This is a genomic window from Undibacterium sp. WLHG33 (genome assembly GCF_049544815.1).
In the GTDB taxonomy this organism is placed as follows: domain Bacteria; phylum Pseudomonadota; class Gammaproteobacteria; order Burkholderiales; family Burkholderiaceae_D; genus Undibacterium.
This window is the reverse complement of record NZ_CP186697.1, coordinates 1,088,170-1,104,490: the sequence shown is the minus strand read 5'-3', so window position 1 is coordinate 1,104,490 and position 16,321 is coordinate 1,088,170. Positions and strand designations below refer to the sequence as shown.

The 16,321-nt window shown below is 49.3% G+C and carries 21 protein-coding genes; 16 read left to right on the top strand and 5 right to left on the bottom strand.

The genetic code is table 11. The annotated features are described in order from the left end of the window. Window positions 1–18: 18 nt before the first annotated feature. Genes ACOTSW_RS05040 through ACOTSW_RS05030 form a run of 3 tightly spaced genes read left to right on the top strand, consistent with a single transcriptional unit; the run spans window position 19 to window position 2,218 of the window. Window positions 19–453 (top strand): hypothetical protein, encoded by a 435-nt coding sequence (locus ACOTSW_RS05040; protein WP_423681368.1) that lies wholly within the window; start codon window positions 19–21, stop codon window positions 451–453. A gap of 29 nt (window positions 454–482) precedes the next feature. Further along, entirely contained in the window at window positions 483–1,448 is a 966-nt protein-coding gene (locus ACOTSW_RS05035; protein ID WP_423681367.1) for a homoserine kinase, read from the top strand. Next, window positions 1,445–2,218 carry a BPSS1780 family membrane protein gene (locus ACOTSW_RS05030; RefSeq protein ID WP_423681366.1) on the top strand — a complete coding sequence of 258 codons (774 nt, stop codon included), beginning with the start codon at window positions 1,445–1,447 and terminating at the stop codon, window positions 2,216–2,218. Before ACOTSW_RS05035 ends, ACOTSW_RS05030 begins: the two co-directional genes overlap by 4 nt. On the opposite strand, the gene ACOTSW_RS05025 is transcribed toward ACOTSW_RS05030, so the two are convergent. After that, window positions 2,209–2,664 (bottom strand): OsmC family protein, encoded by a 456-nt coding sequence (locus ACOTSW_RS05025; protein ID WP_423681365.1) that lies wholly within the window; start codon window positions 2,662–2,664, stop codon window positions 2,209–2,211. The two genes, ACOTSW_RS05030 and ACOTSW_RS05025, sit on opposite strands and share 10 nt — an antisense overlap. 290 nt (window positions 2,665–2,954) lie before the next feature. Between ACOTSW_RS05025 and rplM the strand changes: the two genes are divergently transcribed. The 11 genes from rplM to ACOTSW_RS04970 all read left to right on the top strand — a co-directional run bounded on the left by rplM (window position 2,955) and on the right by ACOTSW_RS04970 (window position 11,610). Then, the gene (gene rplM, locus ACOTSW_RS05020; protein ID WP_186882875.1) at window positions 2,955–3,383 is read left to right on the top strand and encodes a 50S ribosomal protein L13; all 429 of its coding nucleotides are present in this window, start codon (window positions 2,955–2,957) and stop codon (window positions 3,381–3,383) included. A gap of 9 nt (window positions 3,384–3,392) precedes the next feature. Beyond that, window positions 3,393–3,785 (top strand): 30S ribosomal protein S9, encoded by a 393-nt coding sequence (gene rpsI / locus ACOTSW_RS05015; protein ID WP_423014725.1) that lies wholly within the window; start codon window positions 3,393–3,395, stop codon window positions 3,783–3,785. Window positions 3,786–3,946: 161 nt separating this feature from the next. Continuing rightward, on the top strand, window positions 3,947–4,984 hold the full coding sequence (gene argC, locus ACOTSW_RS05010) for an N-acetyl-gamma-glutamyl-phosphate reductase (protein WP_423681364.1): 1,038 nt from the start codon (window positions 3,947–3,949) through the stop codon (window positions 4,982–4,984). Between the two features lie 7 nt (window positions 4,985–4,991). Further along, window positions 4,992–5,717, top strand: a complete 726-nt coding sequence (locus ACOTSW_RS05005) for a DUF6776 family protein (RefSeq protein WP_423681363.1) — start codon at window positions 4,992–4,994, stop codon at window positions 5,715–5,717. Between the two features lie 75 nt (window positions 5,718–5,792). Next, entirely contained in the window at window positions 5,793–6,185 is a 393-nt protein-coding gene (locus ACOTSW_RS05000; RefSeq protein WP_423681361.1) for a bactofilin family protein, read from the top strand. 50 nt (window positions 6,186–6,235) lie between these two features. Next, complete coding sequence (gene erpA / locus ACOTSW_RS04995; protein ID WP_423681360.1) at window positions 6,236–6,586, top strand: iron-sulfur cluster insertion protein ErpA; 351 nt, start codon at window positions 6,236–6,238, stop codon at window positions 6,584–6,586. A gap of 139 nt (window positions 6,587–6,725) precedes the next feature. Beyond that, window positions 6,726–8,213, top strand: a complete 1,488-nt coding sequence (locus ACOTSW_RS04990) for an FAD-linked oxidase C-terminal domain-containing protein (RefSeq protein ID WP_423681359.1) — start codon at window positions 6,726–6,728, stop codon at window positions 8,211–8,213. 32 nt (window positions 8,214–8,245) lie between these two features. Then, on the top strand, window positions 8,246–9,310 hold the full coding sequence (gene glcE / locus ACOTSW_RS04985) for a glycolate oxidase subunit GlcE (protein WP_423681358.1): 1,065 nt from the start codon (window positions 8,246–8,248) through the stop codon (window positions 9,308–9,310). Between the two features lie 6 nt (window positions 9,311–9,316). Continuing rightward, on the top strand, window positions 9,317–10,546 hold the full coding sequence (gene glcF / locus ACOTSW_RS04980; protein WP_423681357.1) for a glycolate oxidase subunit GlcF: 1,230 nt from the start codon (window positions 9,317–9,319) through the stop codon (window positions 10,544–10,546). Between the two features lie 9 nt (window positions 10,547–10,555). Further along, the gene (locus tag ACOTSW_RS04975; protein ID WP_423681356.1) at window positions 10,556–10,888 is read left to right on the top strand and encodes a CidA/LrgA family protein; all 333 of its coding nucleotides are present in this window, start codon (window positions 10,556–10,558) and stop codon (window positions 10,886–10,888) included. Next, entirely contained in the window at window positions 10,885–11,610 is a 726-nt protein-coding gene (locus tag ACOTSW_RS04970; RefSeq protein ID WP_423681355.1) for an LrgB family protein, read from the top strand. The genes ACOTSW_RS04975 and ACOTSW_RS04970 overlap by 4 nt, the downstream gene beginning before the upstream one ends. Before the next feature lie 37 nt (window positions 11,611–11,647). Here the strand turns inward: ACOTSW_RS04970 and ACOTSW_RS04965 are convergent, their stop codons facing one another. Genes ACOTSW_RS04965 through ACOTSW_RS04955 form a run of 3 tightly spaced genes read right to left on the bottom strand, consistent with a single transcriptional unit; the run spans window position 11,648 to window position 14,340 of the window. After that, entirely contained in the window at window positions 11,648–12,133 is a 486-nt protein-coding gene (locus ACOTSW_RS04965; protein WP_423681353.1) for a glutathione peroxidase, read from the bottom strand. Between the two features lie 2 nt (window positions 12,134–12,135). Continuing rightward, window positions 12,136–13,272 (bottom strand): PilT/PilU family type 4a pilus ATPase, encoded by a 1,137-nt coding sequence (locus ACOTSW_RS04960; RefSeq protein WP_423681352.1) that lies wholly within the window; start codon window positions 13,270–13,272, stop codon window positions 12,136–12,138. Window positions 13,273–13,296: 24 nt separating this feature from the next. Then, on the bottom strand, window positions 13,297–14,340 hold the full coding sequence (locus ACOTSW_RS04955) for a type IV pilus twitching motility protein PilT (protein ID WP_423681351.1): 1,044 nt from the start codon (window positions 14,338–14,340) through the stop codon (window positions 13,297–13,299). Window positions 14,341–14,472: 132 nt separating this feature from the next. On the opposite strand from ACOTSW_RS04955, the gene ACOTSW_RS04950 reads away from it, so the two are divergent. Then, the gene (locus ACOTSW_RS04950) at window positions 14,473–15,177 is read left to right on the top strand and encodes a YggS family pyridoxal phosphate-dependent enzyme (protein WP_423681350.1); all 705 of its coding nucleotides are present in this window, start codon (window positions 14,473–14,475) and stop codon (window positions 15,175–15,177) included. Next, window positions 15,167–15,994 (top strand): pyrroline-5-carboxylate reductase, encoded by an 828-nt coding sequence (gene proC, locus ACOTSW_RS04945; protein ID WP_423681349.1) that lies wholly within the window; start codon window positions 15,167–15,169, stop codon window positions 15,992–15,994. The genes ACOTSW_RS04950 and proC overlap by 11 nt, the downstream gene beginning before the upstream one ends. A gap of 6 nt (window positions 15,995–16,000) precedes the next feature. Here the strand turns inward: proC and ACOTSW_RS04940 are convergent, their stop codons facing one another. Further along, window positions 16,001–16,315 carry a YqjK family protein gene (locus ACOTSW_RS04940; protein WP_423681348.1) on the bottom strand — a complete coding sequence of 105 codons (315 nt, stop codon included), beginning with the start codon at window positions 16,313–16,315 and terminating at the stop codon, window positions 16,001–16,003. Between the last annotated feature and the right edge of the window lie 6 nt (window positions 16,316–16,321).

The following is a 16,321-nucleotide window of genomic DNA, read 5'->3' as shown; positions in this document are numbered from 1 at the left end:
GCCAATTGGATATTAACCATGAAAAAAATGTCGAAAATCCTGTCAGTAGTCCTGTCTGGTATCTTCTTTTTGGGTTTTACTGGCGCTGCATTTGCGCAGACTAAAAAGCCTGATCAGGCACCACCTAAGCTGGATAAACTGGAAGAGGGAGCGACAGATCCTTCATTATCCGTCGGGAAACCAGAGCCGAAAAATAAGATTACAGAGAAGCGTAATAACGCTGGCAAAGTCACTGAAGTACAGGTGAAATCAGGTAAAAGCAATTACACGTTAAAAGCAGATCCTGAGATTGGTAATGCCCCCAAAGGGACCGTTCAGGGAAATGCAAACCGGGCACCACAGTGGACTATTCTTGAGTTTGGCGGAAAAAAAGAGAGCAAAGAAGTCGAGCAGCCACCTGTATTGCCGCCAGCTCCGGTTCAGTCCGCACCGGCCAGTTCTACCGGTAAGTAAGTTTCTTATTCTATTTTTGCGATATTACAATGGCAGTTTTTACTTCAGTGACACTCGATGACCTCAGTTCGTGGATTAATCAATTTCCGCTGGGAAAAGCGCTGGCAATTAAAGGAATAGCCTCTGGAATTGAGAACAGCAATTTTTTTATCACGACAGAGACCGGTGAGTATGTTCTGACGATTTTCGAAAATCTGACTTTCGAACAATTACCGTTTTATCTGAAGTTAATGCGCCATCTCGCGGATCGCGGGGTGCTGGTACCAGCACCCGTTGCCAATAATGCTGGTGATCTGGTGACCGCTTTGCACGGAAAACCTGCCGCCATTGTCAGTAAGCTTGAGGGCGAGTCGCAGATGTGTCCCGGACCGGTACATTGTGCCGAAGTCGGTGCGATGCTTGCTCTCATGCATCTCGCGGGAAAAGATTTTCCCTTATATCAGGAAAATTTACGATCTTTGAACTGGTGGCATGAAACCACGCCGAAAGTTCTTCCTTTCCTCTCCGAAGAGTTGCGCCACATGTTGTGTGCAGAAGTTCACTATCAGGACGCTTTCGACAGCACGCCGGTATATCGCGCTTTACCGAGAGGTCCTGTCCATGCGGATTTATTCCGTAATAATGTGATGTTTGATGGCGAGAAACTGACAGGTTTTTTTGATTTTTATTTTGCTGGCTGTGACGCCTGGATTTTTGATGTTGCCGTAACCGTCAATGACTGGTGTATTGATACTGCAACTGGCGAGTTGGATGTTGTGCGGGTACGGGCTTTGTTGAACGCGTATAACCAAGTGCGACCATTCACGCAGGAAGAATCCGTAGCGTGGAAACCGATGTTGCGGGCAGCCGCTCTGCGCTTCTGGTTGTCCCGCTTATACGATTATTACCTGCCGCGTGATGCAGAAATGCTGACCCCGCATGATCCTGCACACTTTGAACGGATTTTACGTCTGCGTGAGTCTTTGCCTGTCCCTCCATTAACAAGTGATTTATGACTTCAGTACCGGCTTCAACTGGATGGACGTGGGTTAAACGTGGTTTCGCCCTGTTCCGTCAGCAACCTGCAGAAATGCTGACGCTCTTTTTTGCATATATGTTTTTTAACATGGGCATCAGTCTGGTGCCATTGATCGGTCGCTTTTTGCCTTTAGTCTTAATTCCCGTCTTTGCCATGAGTTTTATGCAGGCCTGCCGTCAGATTGAAGATGGCGTGCGTGTCAGGCCGGGCGTATTGCTGGTGGGCTTCCGTTCAGAATTCTTCTTGCGCTTACTCGCGCTGGGTTGCCTGTATCTGCTGGCAATTTCTGGCGCAGCATTGATATCGCAACTTTTTGATGATGGTGCCTTATTCGAGTTTATTTCGAGTGAAAAACCAGTCGATCCCAAGGACTTGCCTCAAGGGCGCTTATTTTTAGGGATGATCGTAGCAGTACTTGCGTTTTTACCTGCGTTGATGGCTTTCTGGTTTGCAGGACCATTGATTATGTGGCGCGGGATGTCTGTTCCAAAAGCTTTGTTTTACAGTTTTTTTTCGGTAAAACGGGCAGCGAAGGCATTTTTGATTTATGCCCTGTCGTGGTTCCTGATTTCAGGATTATTGCCGGCTATTTTTGTGGAGATTTTAGCGCTGGCGACAGGCAACACCGTTTTCGTCGTGTTACTGATGATGCCTGTGCTGGCTTTACTGACAACGGTCAGATACTGCACATTTTATCCTACGTATCAGGATATTTTTGAGCAGCCTGAAGAGACGCTTCAATCCTGAGTATCGTGCTCAGAGGGGATATCCATGTCCTCAATAATTTCGTAGCTGTGGGTCATCTGAGCCGTTTTTTCGAGCATGATAGATGCAGAACAGTATTTCTCATGAGATAGCTTGATTGCGCGTTCCACCAGATTAGGTTTCAGCTGACGTCCGCGGATCGTGAAGTGAAAATTAATTTTGGTGAAAACTTTCGGTTCTGTCTCTGCCCTTTCCGCGCTCAGCTTTACGTCGCAGCCACGTACGTCCTGTTTGCTTTTCCGTAAAATCAATACGACATCGTATGCTGTGCATCCCCCTGTCCCCAATAACACCATTTCCATAGGACGTGGTGCCAGATTATGACCACCACCTTCCGGTGCTCCATCCATTAAAACTGCGTGGCCTGAGCCTGTTTCTGCCAAAAATGACATGCCAGATAAGCCTGTCCAGCGTACGGTCGCTTCCATTTATTCCTCGTTAGATGTGATGTGTATCGCTCCTGATTTTACTGCATCTGACCATTGCGCATTGGTCGGGCTGCATCACATCTTTATTCGTTTGAAAATACACTTTCAGTGTTATGCGGGCAATTTCTAACTATTTTGCTTAAAATTTAAACAGTTCTTGCACTAAGTCTTTGAAAACCCTATAATTTCTGATTCTCAATTTGCCCGACTGAGAGTTTAACAAGGGAGAGTCTGTCAGATCATAGGCAGAACCACCAAAAAAGGGCGTATTTAACTTTTTAGGATTCAACATGAAAACCTTTTCCGCTAAGGGCCATGAGGTTCAGCGCGACTGGTTCGTGATTGACGCGACAGATAAAGTACTCGGACGTGTTGCCAGCGAAGTGGCACTCCGTTTACGCGGCAAACATAAACCAGAATTTACTCCACACGTAGACACAGGCGATTTTATCGTTGTTGTTAATGCAGGCAAACTGCGCGTGACTGGCACTAAAGCTCTGAACAAAACATACTACCGTCACACTGGTTATCCAGGCGGTATCTATGAAACAAATTTCACGAAAATGCAACAGCGTTTTCCAGGTCGTGCACTCGAGAAAGCAGTGAAAGGCATGTTGCCTAAAGGCCCACTCGGCTATGCAATGATCAAGAAGCTGAAAGTATATGCAGATGCAACGCATCCGCACGCAGCTCAGCAACCACAAGTACTCGACATCTAAGGATTAGCCATGATCGGTAATTACAACTACGGAACTGGCCGTCGCAAGAGCGCAGTTGCTCGCGTATTCCTGAAATCCGGCAGCGGCAAGATCGTTGTCAACGGCAAACCAGCTAACGAGTATTTCTCTCGCGAAACTGGCCTGATGGTGATCCGTCAACCTCTGGAACTGACTAATAATCTCGAAACATTCGATATTATGGTCAACGTTCACGGCGGCGGCGAATCTGGTCAATCCGGTGCTGTTCGTCACGGTATCACTCGCGCTCTGATCGACTACGATGCAGCTTTGAAATCTGAATTGTCCAAAGCAGGCTTCGTTACTCGTGATGCTCGCGAAGTTGAACGTAAAAAAGTTGGTCTGCGCAAAGCACGTCGCGCAAAACAGTTCTCCAAGCGTTAATTTCTTATCGCTGGCACGAATTGCCGAAAAAGCCGCCTCAGCTGGGCGGCTTTTTTGTTTTTATGTACTCATGAGACTATGTCATGACTGAGTTCCGTGAAGTCGTCTTGATATGAGCGACTACTGTTAAAATAGCGGAAAATTTCTTGCAAGGAACGTCGATGATTAAAGTAGGAATAGTAGGTGGAACCGGCTACACCGGGGTTGAGTTGTTGCGTTTGCTGGCAATGCATCCTGCGGTGGAATTAACAGCAATTACGTCGCGGAAAGAGGACGGTTTGCCAGTGGCTGACATGTATCCTTCGTTGCGCGGACGTGTCAACCTGGCATTTTCCTCACCTGATAAAGCGAAGCTGACAGAGTGTGATGTCGTCTTTTTTGCGACACCTCACGGTGTTGCTATGGCTCAAACGCCTGAGCTGCTGGCAGCGGGCGTGAAAGTCATTGATCTGGCGGCAGATTTCAGGATGAAGGATGTTGCTCAGTTTGAAAAATGGTACGGTGTTCCACACGCATGTCCGGACGTTCTGAAGGAAGCGGTGTATGGTTTGCCCGAGCTGAATCGTGACGCGATTAAAGCAGCCCGTGTCATTGGTAATCCTGGCTGCTATCCAACGACGATGCAACTGGGTTTCTATCCGTTACTGAAAGCGGGAATCGTCGATGCGACTGATCTGATAGCTGATTGCAAATCAGGCGTATCGGGTGCAGGACGTAAGGCTGAGATCGGCATCCTGTTTTCCGAGTCCAGCGATACATTCAAGGCCTACGGAGTCTCCGGTCATCGCCATACCCCTGAGACCATAGAACAGTTGCAGCGTATGAGCACGCAAAAGGTCGGTTTATTATTCACTCCTCATCTTGTTCCGATGATACGTGGCATGCACTCGACCTTGTATGCACGTCTGACCGCAGAAATCAGCAACGATGAATTGCAGGCATTGTTTGAAAATGCGTACAAGGATGAGCCTTTTGTTGATGTGATGCCATTTGGCTCCCATCCGGAAACACGTTCTACCCGGGCATCCAATATGCTGCGTATCGCTGTGCACCGGCCGAACAATGGCAAGACAGTGATCGTTCTCGTGGTGCAGGATAACCTTGTAAAAGGTGCATCAGGGCAGGCGGTCCAATGTATGAATCTGATGTTTGGCCTGGATGAGGTCACCGGATTGCAACATATGCCGGTTTTGCCTTAATTCACTCATGGTAAAAAAGCGACTCTGGCAACGACGCCATCTGGCGTCGAAAATGACGATTACGCATCAGCAGCCATGGCCGCTCAGGCTGGCTATGATGGTGATGGTTATCGCATTGACGTCCGCTGTTGCCTGGTGGACCTACGATCTTGGAAAGAGTTTTGCCTTCGGAACAAAGGTGAATCTGAATCAGGTGCAGGCACTTGAAACACAGGTTAGAGAGTTGACAGCTGAGCGCGACAAGCTCTTGCTGGAGGCAAACACGATAGAAAGTAAGCAGAATATTGATCGTTCCATGCAGAAAGAACTGACGGATCAGATCAAAACGCTGACCGCAGAAAATCAGAAACTCAAAGATGACCTGGCTTTTTTTGAGGGCGTGATGCCGTCGGCGACGGGTAATGATGGTATTACTGTTCAAAATCTGAAGATAGAAATGCTTGCTCCTGGTCAGTTACGTTATCGAGCTCTGGTGATGCAGGGTGTCAAAAATGGCAGGGATTTTAACGGTGAATTGCAACTTTTATTAGGCTTGGTTCAGGCAGGTAAACCTGCTACGATGTCCTTCCCTGATCCTAAGTCGGGTGAGGCTGGTAAATTGAAATTATCGTTCAGACATTACCAGCGACTGGAGGGCGTCATTACTCTTCCAGACGGCGCGGTTGCCAAAAATGTCCAGGTGAAAGTCTTAGACCGGGGACAAATCCGCGCTCAACAAACGGTTAATTTATAAACCAGCATCAATTATTAATGAGTGGGGTTGCGCTCGTTAATATTTTTGATCCATGTCCTGAAAAGGAATTCTCTCATGTTCAGTCGTAAAACCAAAAGTACTATCGACAGCCTTATCGGATCAACGACAAGAATCGAAGGTGATCTGCATTTTAAGGGTGGTTTGCGCATCGATGGTCATATTCGCGGGAATGTTATTGCAGATACGGAGTCGCTGAGTATGCTGGTCATTTCCGAACAGGCAGTCATCGATGGCGAAGTCAGAGCGGCACATCTGGTAGTGAACGGCGTGATTAACGGGCCGGTATTTTCAACAGAACTGCTGGAGCTGCAGCCTAAAGCGAAAATTTCTGGCGACGTCCATTACAAGACACTGGAAATGCTGAGTGGCGCCCTGGTGTCAGGCAAGCTGACCCATGATCTTGCGCAAGAGCCAGCCACGCTGAAACTGGCAGCGTCCAATGCATAGTTCCGGAGTCGGGACTATAATGAGCATATCTTAGATTGAAGGAGCAAAAAATGAATGCTGTAGCCGAGATGCCAACACCAATCAATTTCACAGAGAGCGCAGCTGCAAAAGTTGCTCAGCTGATTGAAGAAGAGGGTAATCCGGATCTGAAATTACGCGTTTTTGTACAAGGCGGCGGATGCTCAGGTTTCCAATATGGTTTTACTTTTGATGAAATTACCAATGAAGACGACACAACCATGACTAAAAATGGTGTGCAGCTGTTAATCGACTCCATGAGCTATCAGTACTTGGTAGGCGCTGAGATCGATTATAAAGATGATCTGGAAGGTGCTCAGTTTGTGATTAAAAATCCGAACGCGACGACAACTTGCGGATGTGGTTCGTCTTTCTCAGTTTAAGCAGGTAATCACTTAAAATAGGACGCTACGGCGTCCTTTTTTTATGTCCTGAAAAAAATTCAGTCAGTCTTGCTTAAAGTATTCATCCCAGATGTATCAAAGCTGATTACACTGACAAAAAAACAGATAGGGTAAGACGATGGAGCAGAACAGTTCAATTGATTCGTATCGCGAGCGGCAGCAGGAGGTCGTCAAGGCTCTGCGTCAGGTATTGCCCGGACATTGTATCCTGCATCATGAGGAAGATGTCCGTCCGTATGAGTGCGATGGTCTGGCGGCCTATCGTCAGTTGCCAATGATTGTGTGTCTGCCGGAGAGTGAATCACAGATCATCGCTGTGATGGAAGTCTGCCGGCGCCTGAGCGTTCCAGTTGTGCCACGTGGTGCCGGGACAGGATTGTCTGGCGGCGCAATGCCGATCGCTGATGGTGTCGTGTTGTCCACTGCCAAATTCAACAAAATTCTGAAAGTAGATGCTTACTCGCGAACAGCCGTGGTTCAGCCAGGTGTACGCAATCTGGCAATCTCGGAAGCAGTCTCCCCTTTAGGTTTGTATTACGCACCCGATCCCTCATCGCAGATCGCCTGCACGATAGGGGGTAATGTCGCCGAAAACTCTGGTGGTGTTCACTGTCTGAAATATGGCCTGACTGTGCACAATGTATTGCGTGCACGTGTCGTCACGATTGATGGGGAAGTGATTGAGCTTGGCGGTGAAGCGCTGGATGCCCCGGGTCTGGATTTGCTTGCGGTGTTTATCGGCTCAGAAGGTATGCTCGGTATCGTCACCGAAGTAACGGTCAAGCTGGTACCTAAACCGCAGGTTGCGCGCGTGATTATGGCCTCATTTGATGATGTCGTGAAAGGCGGAAATGCAGTCGCAAACGTGATTGCTGCAGGCATTATTCCAGCAGGTCTAGAGATGATGGATAAAACCTCATCGCGTATGGTGGAGCCTTTTGTTAAAGCTGGATACGACATTAATGCGGAAGCAATCCTGCTGTGCGAATCTGATGGCACAACGGAAGAGGTTGAGGAAGAAATTGCACGTATGTCCGCCGTGCTGGAGCAGGCCGGTGCGACGGCAATCGCTGTTTCCCAGAGTGAAGCAGAACGTTTGCGCTTCTGGTCCGGTCGGAAAAATGCGTTTCCCGCAGCGGGACGTATCTCGCCGGATTACTACTGTATGGACGGAACGATTCCTCGTAAGCGCTTATCAGAAGTATTGATAGGCATCACTCACATGGAAGAAAAATACGGCTTGCGCTGCGCCAACGTGTTTCATGCCGGCGACGGGAACTTACACCCGCTGATTTTGTTTGATGCGAATCAGGAAGGGGAGTTTTTACGTGCTGAAGCATTCGGTGCCGAGATACTGGAATTATGTGTGACGGTCGGCGGCACGATTACCGGTGAACACGGTGTTGGTATAGAAAAAATTAACTCCATGTGCGTGCAATTTTCGCGTGAGGAACTGGATGCATTTTTTGCGGTGAAGCGCGCATTTGACCCCCATTTTTTGCTGAATCCGGATAAGGCGATACCAACTTTGCATCGCTGCGCTGAATATGGACGTATGCACGTGAAACGGGGAAATCTGAGGTTTCCGGATTTACCTCGTTTCTAAAAAAATAAAAAACCATACAGATGGACACAGTGATGAACAATTTGATAGAAGGCTTCCGGGAACGGATATTGAATGCCTCACAGAACCACCTTTCACTGCAAATCGAAGGCGGTGGCAGTAAGCGTTGGTATGGACAGGCTCCGCAAGGTGATGTGCTTGATACCCGGGCGTATTCAGGCATTCTGGCGTATGAGCCGACCGAACTGGTATTGACAGCACGCTGTGGCACGCCACTGGCTGAGATTGAAGCGATACTCGCAGAAAACAACCAGATGCTGGCATTCGAGCCACCGAGATTCGGGGCAACAGCAACTATAGGGGGTATGCTTGCTACGGGCCTCTCAGGTCCGCGCCGTCCGTATGTCGGTGCTGCCCGTGATTTTATTCTTGGTGCGACATTGATGGACGGTCGCGGACAAGTGCTGGAATTTGGTGGCCAGGTTATGAAAAATGTCGCCGGCTATGATGTTTCACGTTTGCTCGCCGGCGCGATGGGAACCCTTGGTCTGGTATTGAATATATCGGTCAAAGTATTACCGCGACCATTTGCGGAAACGACATTGGTATTTGCTTTATCCGAAGCTGATGCGATTCAAAAGATGAATGAGTGGGCCGGACAGGCATTACCGTTGTCCGGTAGCTGTTGGCATGTAGGGCGGCTGATGTTGCGACTCTCCGGCGCCGAAGCTGCTGTGCGTGCAGCCAAGCAGAAACTGGGGGGGGAAGAGATGCAGGACGCTGCTTCTGCATGGAATGAATTACGCGAACAGACGCATGATTTCTTTTCTCAGGATGATGCCCATGGTTTGTGGCGTTTATCTGTTCCATCCACGACAGCACCTTTAAAACTGACCGGTAAGTCGCTGATAGAGTGGGGTGGTGCGCAGCGCTGGTTATTCAGCGACGAGAGTCCGGACGCTATTCGTACCGCGGCACAAGCAGCTGGCGGTCATGCGACCTTGTTCCGTGGCGGTGAAAAAAACATTGGTGTTTTCACGCCTTTATCGACGCCGCTGGCGAAGATACATCAGCGTCTGAAAGTCGCTTTCGATCCATCAGGTATTTTTAACCCTGGCCGCCTGTACAAGGATTTTTAATTCGCTATGCAAACTAATCTCGCAGACTTTATAAAGAATACCCGTGAGGGCAAAGAGGCCGATGACATTTTGCGTAAATGTGTGCATTGCGGTTTTTGTACAGCGACTTGCCCTACCTATCAGTTGCTGGGGGACGAACTCGACGGCCCGCGTGGCCGCATTTACCTGATCAAACAGGTGCTGGAAGGAAAAGTTGCTACCGAAAAAACGCAGCAGCATCTTGACCGCTGCCTGACTTGCCGCAATTGCGAATCGACCTGTCCTTCCGGTGTTCAGTACGGGCGTCTGCTCGACATTGGCCGTAAGGTTGTGGAAGAGCAAGTGCCGCGTTCGCTGAAACAAAGGCTCATCCGGAGCACACTGAAAACGATGTTGCCTACGCCCTGGATATTCAAACCGGCAATGAGTCTCGGCCAATCCGTTCGCCCATTATTGCCCAAAGCCTTAAAGAATAAGGTTCCTGCTCGACAATCTGGCGGATTATGGCCACAGCAACCGCATTCCCGAAAAATGTTGTTGCTGGATGGTTGTGTGCAGCCATCGATGTCACCGAACATTAATTTCGCGACAGCCAGGGTGCTGGATACCTTGGGTATCGAGCTGATCCGTGCTCCGAAAGCCGGATGTTGCGGCGCTATCCGCCATCACCTGAATGAGCAGGAAGCGGCACTGAATGATATGCGCAATAACATTGATGCTTGGTGGCCATATGTGGAGTCTGGTGCAGAAGCCATCATCATGACTGCATCCGGCTGTGGCGTGACAGTGAAAGAATATGGGCATCTGCTTGCACACGATATGGTGTATGCAGAAAAGGCGCAGCGCATTTCAGCGCTGACACGCGACCTTAGTGAAGTGTTGCCGGCGTTTGAAACTGAACTGGTCGGCAGATTACAGGGCAAACTCAGTCAGCGCATCGTCTGGCATCCACCGTGCACCTTGCAACATGGTCAGCAAATCCGCGGCAAAGTCGAAGGCTTACTGAAAGCCATCGGGATTGATGTGCAGATGTGTGCAGACAGCCATTTATGTTGTGGCTCGGCAGGAACCTACTCTGTTTTGCAGCCGGAGTTGTCATATCAGTTGCGGGATAAAAAATTGCACAATCTGCTGGCAACGAAGCCAGACATGATTTTATCGGCGAACATTGGCTGCCTGACCCATTTACAATCAGGAACTGAGACACCGGTAAAACACTGGGTCGAATTAATCGATCACGCGTTGGCATCGTCCTGAGCTGGCATCATGATCCGAACCTTTTCAATACTACTGATTTTTCAGTGTCTGGGAGAGGGTATTGTCTTTCTGTCGAAACTCCCCGTTCCGGGGCCGGTCATAGGGATGTTGTTGCTGTTTGTTTTTCTGTTGCTGAAAAAAGAAGCAGCTTCCGGACTGGTCGCCGGCGTACAGGAGTTGCTCAGACATTTATCGCTACTGTTTATTCCGGCGGGGGTCGGCATCATGGTACATGGCAAAACTGTCCTGGATGAATGGATGCCGCTGGCCATTGCACTGGTGCTGAGTACAGCAGTATCGATTGTCGTGACGGCATTGTGCGTGAAATGGATGTCACGATGAACGCAAGATTAGCGGACGTCTGGGTTTATCTGGCGGCATCGCCCCTGCTGGGACTGACTGCAACGCTGCTGGCCTATCAGCTTGCCTATGTGATCTACGCCCGTTGTAAGTTCAGCCCGCTTGCAAATCCAGTCGCAATTGCCGTCGCAATGCTTGTGCTGGTTCTAAGCGGAACCGGAACGTCATATCAGACTTATTTTTCAGGCGCGCAGTTTGTCCATTTTCTGCTAGGGCCGGCAACGGTAGCGTTGGCTGTGCCGCTGTATCAGCAGATGAATAAACTGCGCTCGCAGTGGCGGGCATTTCTGCTTGCCGCAGTGTTAGGCAGTGCGTCTGCGATTGGCACAGCGATGTTGCTTGCGCAATGGTTCGGTGCGTCACATGTGACTGTTTTGTCTCTGGCGTCAAAATCGGTCACGATGGCCATTGCGATGGGGATTACCGAAAAAGTCGGTGGCTTACCCTCCCTGACTGCGGCACTGGTGATGCTGACCGGCATCCTGGGGGCGATGATGGCGACAAGTATCCTGAATTTTCTGCATATTAAAGAAGACAGCGTGCGCGGTTTTGCCTTAGGTGTCAGTGCGCATGGCATTGGTACAGCCAGAGCTTTTCAGTTAAGCGAGGAAATGGGGGCGTTTGCGGGCCTGGCAATGGGATTGTCGGGGTTGCTGACTGCAATATGCTTGCCGCTGGTATTACATTGGCTGGGAGTGATCTGATTCTCCCAACCATAAGCGTACAACTTAAAAAGGCGGCTTAGCTAGCTGCAAGCAGTTTCTCCACGTCCTGAATAATCTCGGCTGGTGTTGTCTGCGGCGCATAGCGCTTGTACACGGAGCCATCCGGTTTAATCAGAAATTTTGTGAAATTCCATTTAATCGCCTCTATGCCAAGCAGGCCGGGAGCCGCAGATTTCAGGTACTGAAACAGCGGATGTGCGTTTTTGCCATTGACATCAATTTTCTCAAACAGCGGAAAAGTAACGCCGTAGTTTTTTTCGCAGAAACTGCCGATGTCATCGGCGGTGCCGGGTTCCTGGTGGCCGAATTGATTACACGGAAATCCAAGCACCACCACACCCTTGTCTCTGAATTGCTGATAAAGCGCTTCCAGCCCCTTATACTGAGGCGTAAAACCACATTTGCTCGCGGTGTTGACGATCAGAACCACTTTGCCCTGATACTGTTTCAGGTCAACTGTCTGTCCCTGCAAATTTGTGACGGAGTAGTCGAGAGCACTCATTGTCAGACGATGCCTAAATGGTGGGTACCGGCGGTGAGATCACGCTCTTTCGCCTCTTTGCCCTGTAACATGATCGCGAGGCGTAATTCATTGACAGAATCCGCGTTACGCAGCGCATCTTCGTAGGTGATTTTGCCGGCTTCGTGCAAATCAAATAAATCCTGGTCAAATGTACGCATGCCGAGTTCACGTGATTTTTTCATGACTTCTTTGATTTCATGTACCTGACCTTTGAAGATCAGATCTGAAATCAGCGGCGAGTTCAGCATGATCTCGACTGCTGCAACCCGTCCCTTACGGCCTTTTAACGGTATCAGACGCTGTGATACAACGGCTTTCAGATTCAGTGATAAGTCCATTAATAATTGTGCCCGGCGCTCTTCAGGGAAAAAGTTGATGATACGGTCCAGCGCCTGATTGGAACTATTTGCATGCAGCGTTGCGAGACACAGGTGACCGGTTTCTGCAAATGCGATAGCAAAGTCCATGGTTTCACGATCGCGGATCTCACCGATCTGGATCACGTCAGGCGCCTGACGCAATGAATTTTTCAGTGCGGCACCCCAGTCTTCCGTATCAATGCCGACTTCCCGTTGCGTGACGATACAGTTCGCATGCGGATGCACATATTCGATCGGGTCTTCAATGGTGATAATATGCCCGTAACTTGATTGATTGCGGTGCCCTACCATCGCAGCGAGCGTTGTTGATTTACCCGACCCTGTTGCCCCGACCATGATCACCAGACCACGCTTGGCCATCACAATATCTTTAAGATTTTCCGGTAAGCCCAGGTCTTCTAATTTCGGAATCGCGGTCGTGATCGTCCGCAACACGAGCCCGACACGACCTTGCTGCATGAAGGCAGAGACACGGAAGCGGCCCATGCCTGCCGGATTGATCGCGAAGTTACATTCTTTGGTCGATTCGAATTCAGCTGCCTGCTTATCATTCATGATGGCACGTGCCAGATCAACTGTATGAGCAGGTGTCAGCGGCTGGTTTGACACTGGCGTGACTCTGCCATCGATTTTGAAAGCAGGTGGGAAGTCAGCAGTGATGAATAAGTCCGACCCGTTTTTACTCAGCATCAGTCTGAGCAGGTCATGCATGAATTTGGTTGCCTGATCGCGTTCCATGTTCGTCTCTTTCTATCAGATCAATTAACCAGGAAAATTCTCTGGAATTTTCGCTGCTGCACGCGCGGTACCCACTGAAATCACGTTACGCTTCACCAGATCGGTCAGATTCTGATCCAGTGTCTGCATACCCATGTTGTTACCAGTTTGTATCGCGGAATACATCTGCGCAACTTTCGCTTCACGGATCAGATTACGAATCGCCGGGGTACCGATCATGATTTCATGTGCCGCTACACGTCCCGAGCCATCTTTGACTTTCAGCAGCGTCTGCGAAATGACAGCCTGTAGGGACTCCGACAGCATCGACCGTACCATTTCTTTTTCTTCTGCCGGGAATACGTCAACAATACGGTCTATCGTTTTTGCAGCGGAGGATGTATGCAAGGTACCGAAGACCAAGTGACCTGTTTCAGCTGCCGTCAATGCCAGGCGAATAGTTTCAAGATCACGCAACTCACCAACCAGAATCGCATCCGGATCTTCACGCAAAGCAGAACGTAAAGCGTTATTAAATGACATGGTGTGCGGACCGACTTCACGTTGGTTGATCAGACATTTTTTCGACTCATGCACAAACTCGATAGGATCTTCTACGGTCAGGATATGTCCATATTCATTTTCATTCAGATGGTTCACCATTCCTGCCAGCGTGGTTGATTTGCCTGAGCCGGTTGGCCCTGTGACCAGAACCAGACCGCGCGGTTTTAGTGCGAGGTCAGCAAAAATACGTGGTGCGTTCAATTGTTCCAGCGTCAGAATTTTTGACGGAATCGTACGCATAACAGCCGCCGGGCCGCGTTCCTGATTAAATGCATTCACACGGAAACGTGCCAGTCCCGGAATCGCAAAAGAGAAATCACACTCCAGAGTTTCTTCGTAAATTTTGCGCTGGGAGTCGTTCATGATGTCATAGATCAACTCATGTACATCTTTATGCTCGAGTGGCGGCAAATTAATGCGGCGTACGTCGCCATGAACCCGTATCATTGGTGGCAGACCTGATGACAGGTGAAGATCGGAGGCGTTATTCTTGACGGAGAACGCAAGCAGTTCAGAAATGTCCATTTATAATTCCGGTAATTGGTAGGTGTCCTGGATGAAAATCGCGACCAAGCGGCGACCAAGCGTAGTGTATTTTGCCCTGATAAAAAAGAGCAGACAAAAAATTGATGAAGTTCCCTACAACATTATCTGATTATGTCCTTAATTTCTGACAACTTGCAAGCCGTACTTGATGACATCCGGGCAACAGAGCTCAGGTTTAATCGCCCTCCACAGTCAGTCCGGTTGTTAGCCGTCTCCAAAACATTCGGCGCTGACGTTATTCTGGATGCTGCGCGACATGGACAGACTGCTTTCGGAGAAAACTATCTTCAGGAGGCATTAGAAAAAATTTCGCTGATACACAACACCGCACCTGAGCTGCAGCTCGAATGGCATTTCATTGGCCCGATACAGAGTAATAAAACAAAACCGATTGCCGAGCATTTTGACTGGGTGCATTCGGTGGACAGAGAAAAAATTGCCGTCCGTTTGTCTGAGCAGCGACCAGCGGCTATGCGGGATTTAAATATTTGCCTGCAGGTCAATATCAGCGGTGAAGAGAGTAAAAGTGGCGTTGCTCCGGAAGAGGTTGTGGCGCTGGCGCTGAAAATTGCTGCCTTACCACGTATTCGGTTACGGGGATTGATGACGGTGCCCGAACCGACACCGGATGTCACGCAGCAGCGTAAGGCATTTCATCATTTAAAAGAGTTAAGCGAAAAAATATCGGCGCACGGGGTTCTTTTGGATACCTTATCGATGGGTATGAGCAGCGACTTGCATGCTGCTATTGCCGAAGGAAGCACGATGGTCAGAATAGGAACCGCAATTTTTGGGAGTAGAAATTATGCAAAATAAATTAAAGATTGCTTTTATCGGTGGCGGTAATATGGCATCTGCATTGATCGGTGGTTTGCTGCCGGATTTCACTGCGCCCGACCATATTCATATCGTCGATGTGAATCAAGCGTCTTTAAACCGGCTGGAGACGGAATTTGGTGTGACTACTGCACTGTGTATTGATGAACGCATACAAGCCGCTGATGTGATCGTACTGGCCGTAAAGCCGCAGCAATTGCGCGATGTCATCGGCGCACTCGCGCCATTCATTCAACAGCAGTTATTGTTGACGATCGCAGCAGGTATTCGTACCACGGATATTTCCCGCTGGCTCAACTCATATCCGACTATTGTCCGTGCAATGCCGAACACGCCTGCACTGATTGGTAAAGGGATTACCGGTCTGTATGCGATGCCGGGCGTCAGCGAACAACAGAAAAAAGTCGCCGATGACATTCTGCGCTCGGTCGGGCTGACCTCCTGGTTAGACAAAGAAGACCTGATTGACGCAGTGACCGCTGTTTCCGGCAGCGGCCCGGCTTATGTCTTTTATTTTATTGAAGCGATGCAGGAAGCCGCCATGACGCTGGGGCTGAGTGCCGAACAAGGAACGCAATTTGCCATTGAGACTTTCGAAGGTGCAGCACAACTGGCGATGCACTCGAATGAACCTGTTGCGGTATTACGGGAGCGGGTGACTTCTAAGGGCGGTACCACTTATGCCGCTTTGACCAGCATGGAAAATAGCGAAGTCAAACAAGCGATCATCCGCGCTATTCAGGCAGCTGCCGCCCGAGGTGCAGAGCTGGGTGACGAATTTGGTCAGCAGGAATAAGTCCGCTTATTGATTTTGAGTTTGTTTAAGCAATGGCGCAAGTTTGCGCCATGTTTGCAGAGCCCGTAACGAGGTTACGATGAGAGACAAGGCGCGGGCAGGCTTCACCACATAAACTGCTGCTGCCAGCACGGCTCCCAGTATCGGTTTATTTTTGATAGTGACGAAGACTTTTGCCGCGAAATTCAGACTGAATTCAGCGAATTCTATGGACTGCTGAAGTTCTTGTGTCTGCAGAGAGAATAATTGTCGTTGCGCATGCACTTTCAGCAGCAATGCTTCACGGCGGAGAGCGAGTTTATCTTTGTAGGCAGACGACATTGTGTG

Coding starts and splice junctions, on each gene's coding strand:
- ACOTSW_RS04955 (WP_423681351.1), bottom strand. CDS start 14,340: ATGGACATTTCTGAACTGCTTGCGTTCTCCGTCAAGAATAACGCCTCC.
- ACOTSW_RS04960 (WP_423681352.1), bottom strand. CDS start 13,272: ATGGAACGCGATCAGGCAACCAAATTCATGCATGACCTGCTCAGACTG.
- ACOTSW_RS04970 (WP_423681355.1), top strand. CDS start 10,885: ATGAACGCAAGATTAGCGGACGTCTGGGTTTATCTGGCGGCATCGCCC.
- glcF (WP_423681357.1), top strand. CDS start 9,317: ATGCAAACTAATCTCGCAGACTTTATAAAGAATACCCGTGAGGGCAAA.
- ACOTSW_RS04950 (WP_423681350.1), top strand. CDS start 14,473: ATGTCCTTAATTTCTGACAACTTGCAAGCCGTACTTGATGACATCCGG.
- ACOTSW_RS04965 (WP_423681353.1), bottom strand. CDS start 12,133: ATGAGTGCTCTCGACTACTCCGTCACAAATTTGCAGGGACAGACAGTT.
- glcE (WP_423681358.1), top strand. CDS start 8,246: ATGAACAATTTGATAGAAGGCTTCCGGGAACGGATATTGAATGCCTCA.
- ACOTSW_RS04940 (WP_423681348.1), bottom strand. CDS start 16,315: ATGTCGTCTGCCTACAAAGATAAACTCGCTCTCCGCCGTGAAGCATTG.
- ACOTSW_RS05000 (WP_423681361.1), top strand. CDS start 5,793: ATGTTCAGTCGTAAAACCAAAAGTACTATCGACAGCCTTATCGGATCA.
- ACOTSW_RS05025 (WP_423681365.1), bottom strand. CDS start 2,664: ATGGAAGCGACCGTACGCTGGACAGGCTTATCTGGCATGTCATTTTTG.
- ACOTSW_RS05030 (WP_423681366.1), top strand. CDS start 1,445: ATGACTTCAGTACCGGCTTCAACTGGATGGACGTGGGTTAAACGTGGT.
- erpA (WP_423681360.1), top strand. CDS start 6,236: ATGAATGCTGTAGCCGAGATGCCAACACCAATCAATTTCACAGAGAGC.
- rplM (WP_186882875.1), top strand. CDS start 2,955: ATGAAAACCTTTTCCGCTAAGGGCCATGAGGTTCAGCGCGACTGGTTC.
- ACOTSW_RS05040 (WP_423681368.1), top strand. CDS start 19: ATGAAAAAAATGTCGAAAATCCTGTCAGTAGTCCTGTCTGGTATCTTC.
- ACOTSW_RS05005 (WP_423681363.1), top strand. CDS start 4,992: ATGGTAAAAAAGCGACTCTGGCAACGACGCCATCTGGCGTCGAAAATG.
- argC (WP_423681364.1), top strand. CDS start 3,947: ATGATTAAAGTAGGAATAGTAGGTGGAACCGGCTACACCGGGGTTGAG.
- ACOTSW_RS05035 (WP_423681367.1), top strand. CDS start 483: ATGGCAGTTTTTACTTCAGTGACACTCGATGACCTCAGTTCGTGGATT.
- rpsI (WP_423014725.1), top strand. CDS start 3,393: ATGATCGGTAATTACAACTACGGAACTGGCCGTCGCAAGAGCGCAGTT.
- ACOTSW_RS04990 (WP_423681359.1), top strand. CDS start 6,726: ATGGAGCAGAACAGTTCAATTGATTCGTATCGCGAGCGGCAGCAGGAG.
- proC (WP_423681349.1), top strand. CDS start 15,167: ATGCAAAATAAATTAAAGATTGCTTTTATCGGTGGCGGTAATATGGCA.
- ACOTSW_RS04975 (WP_423681356.1), top strand. CDS start 10,556: ATGATCCGAACCTTTTCAATACTACTGATTTTTCAGTGTCTGGGAGAG.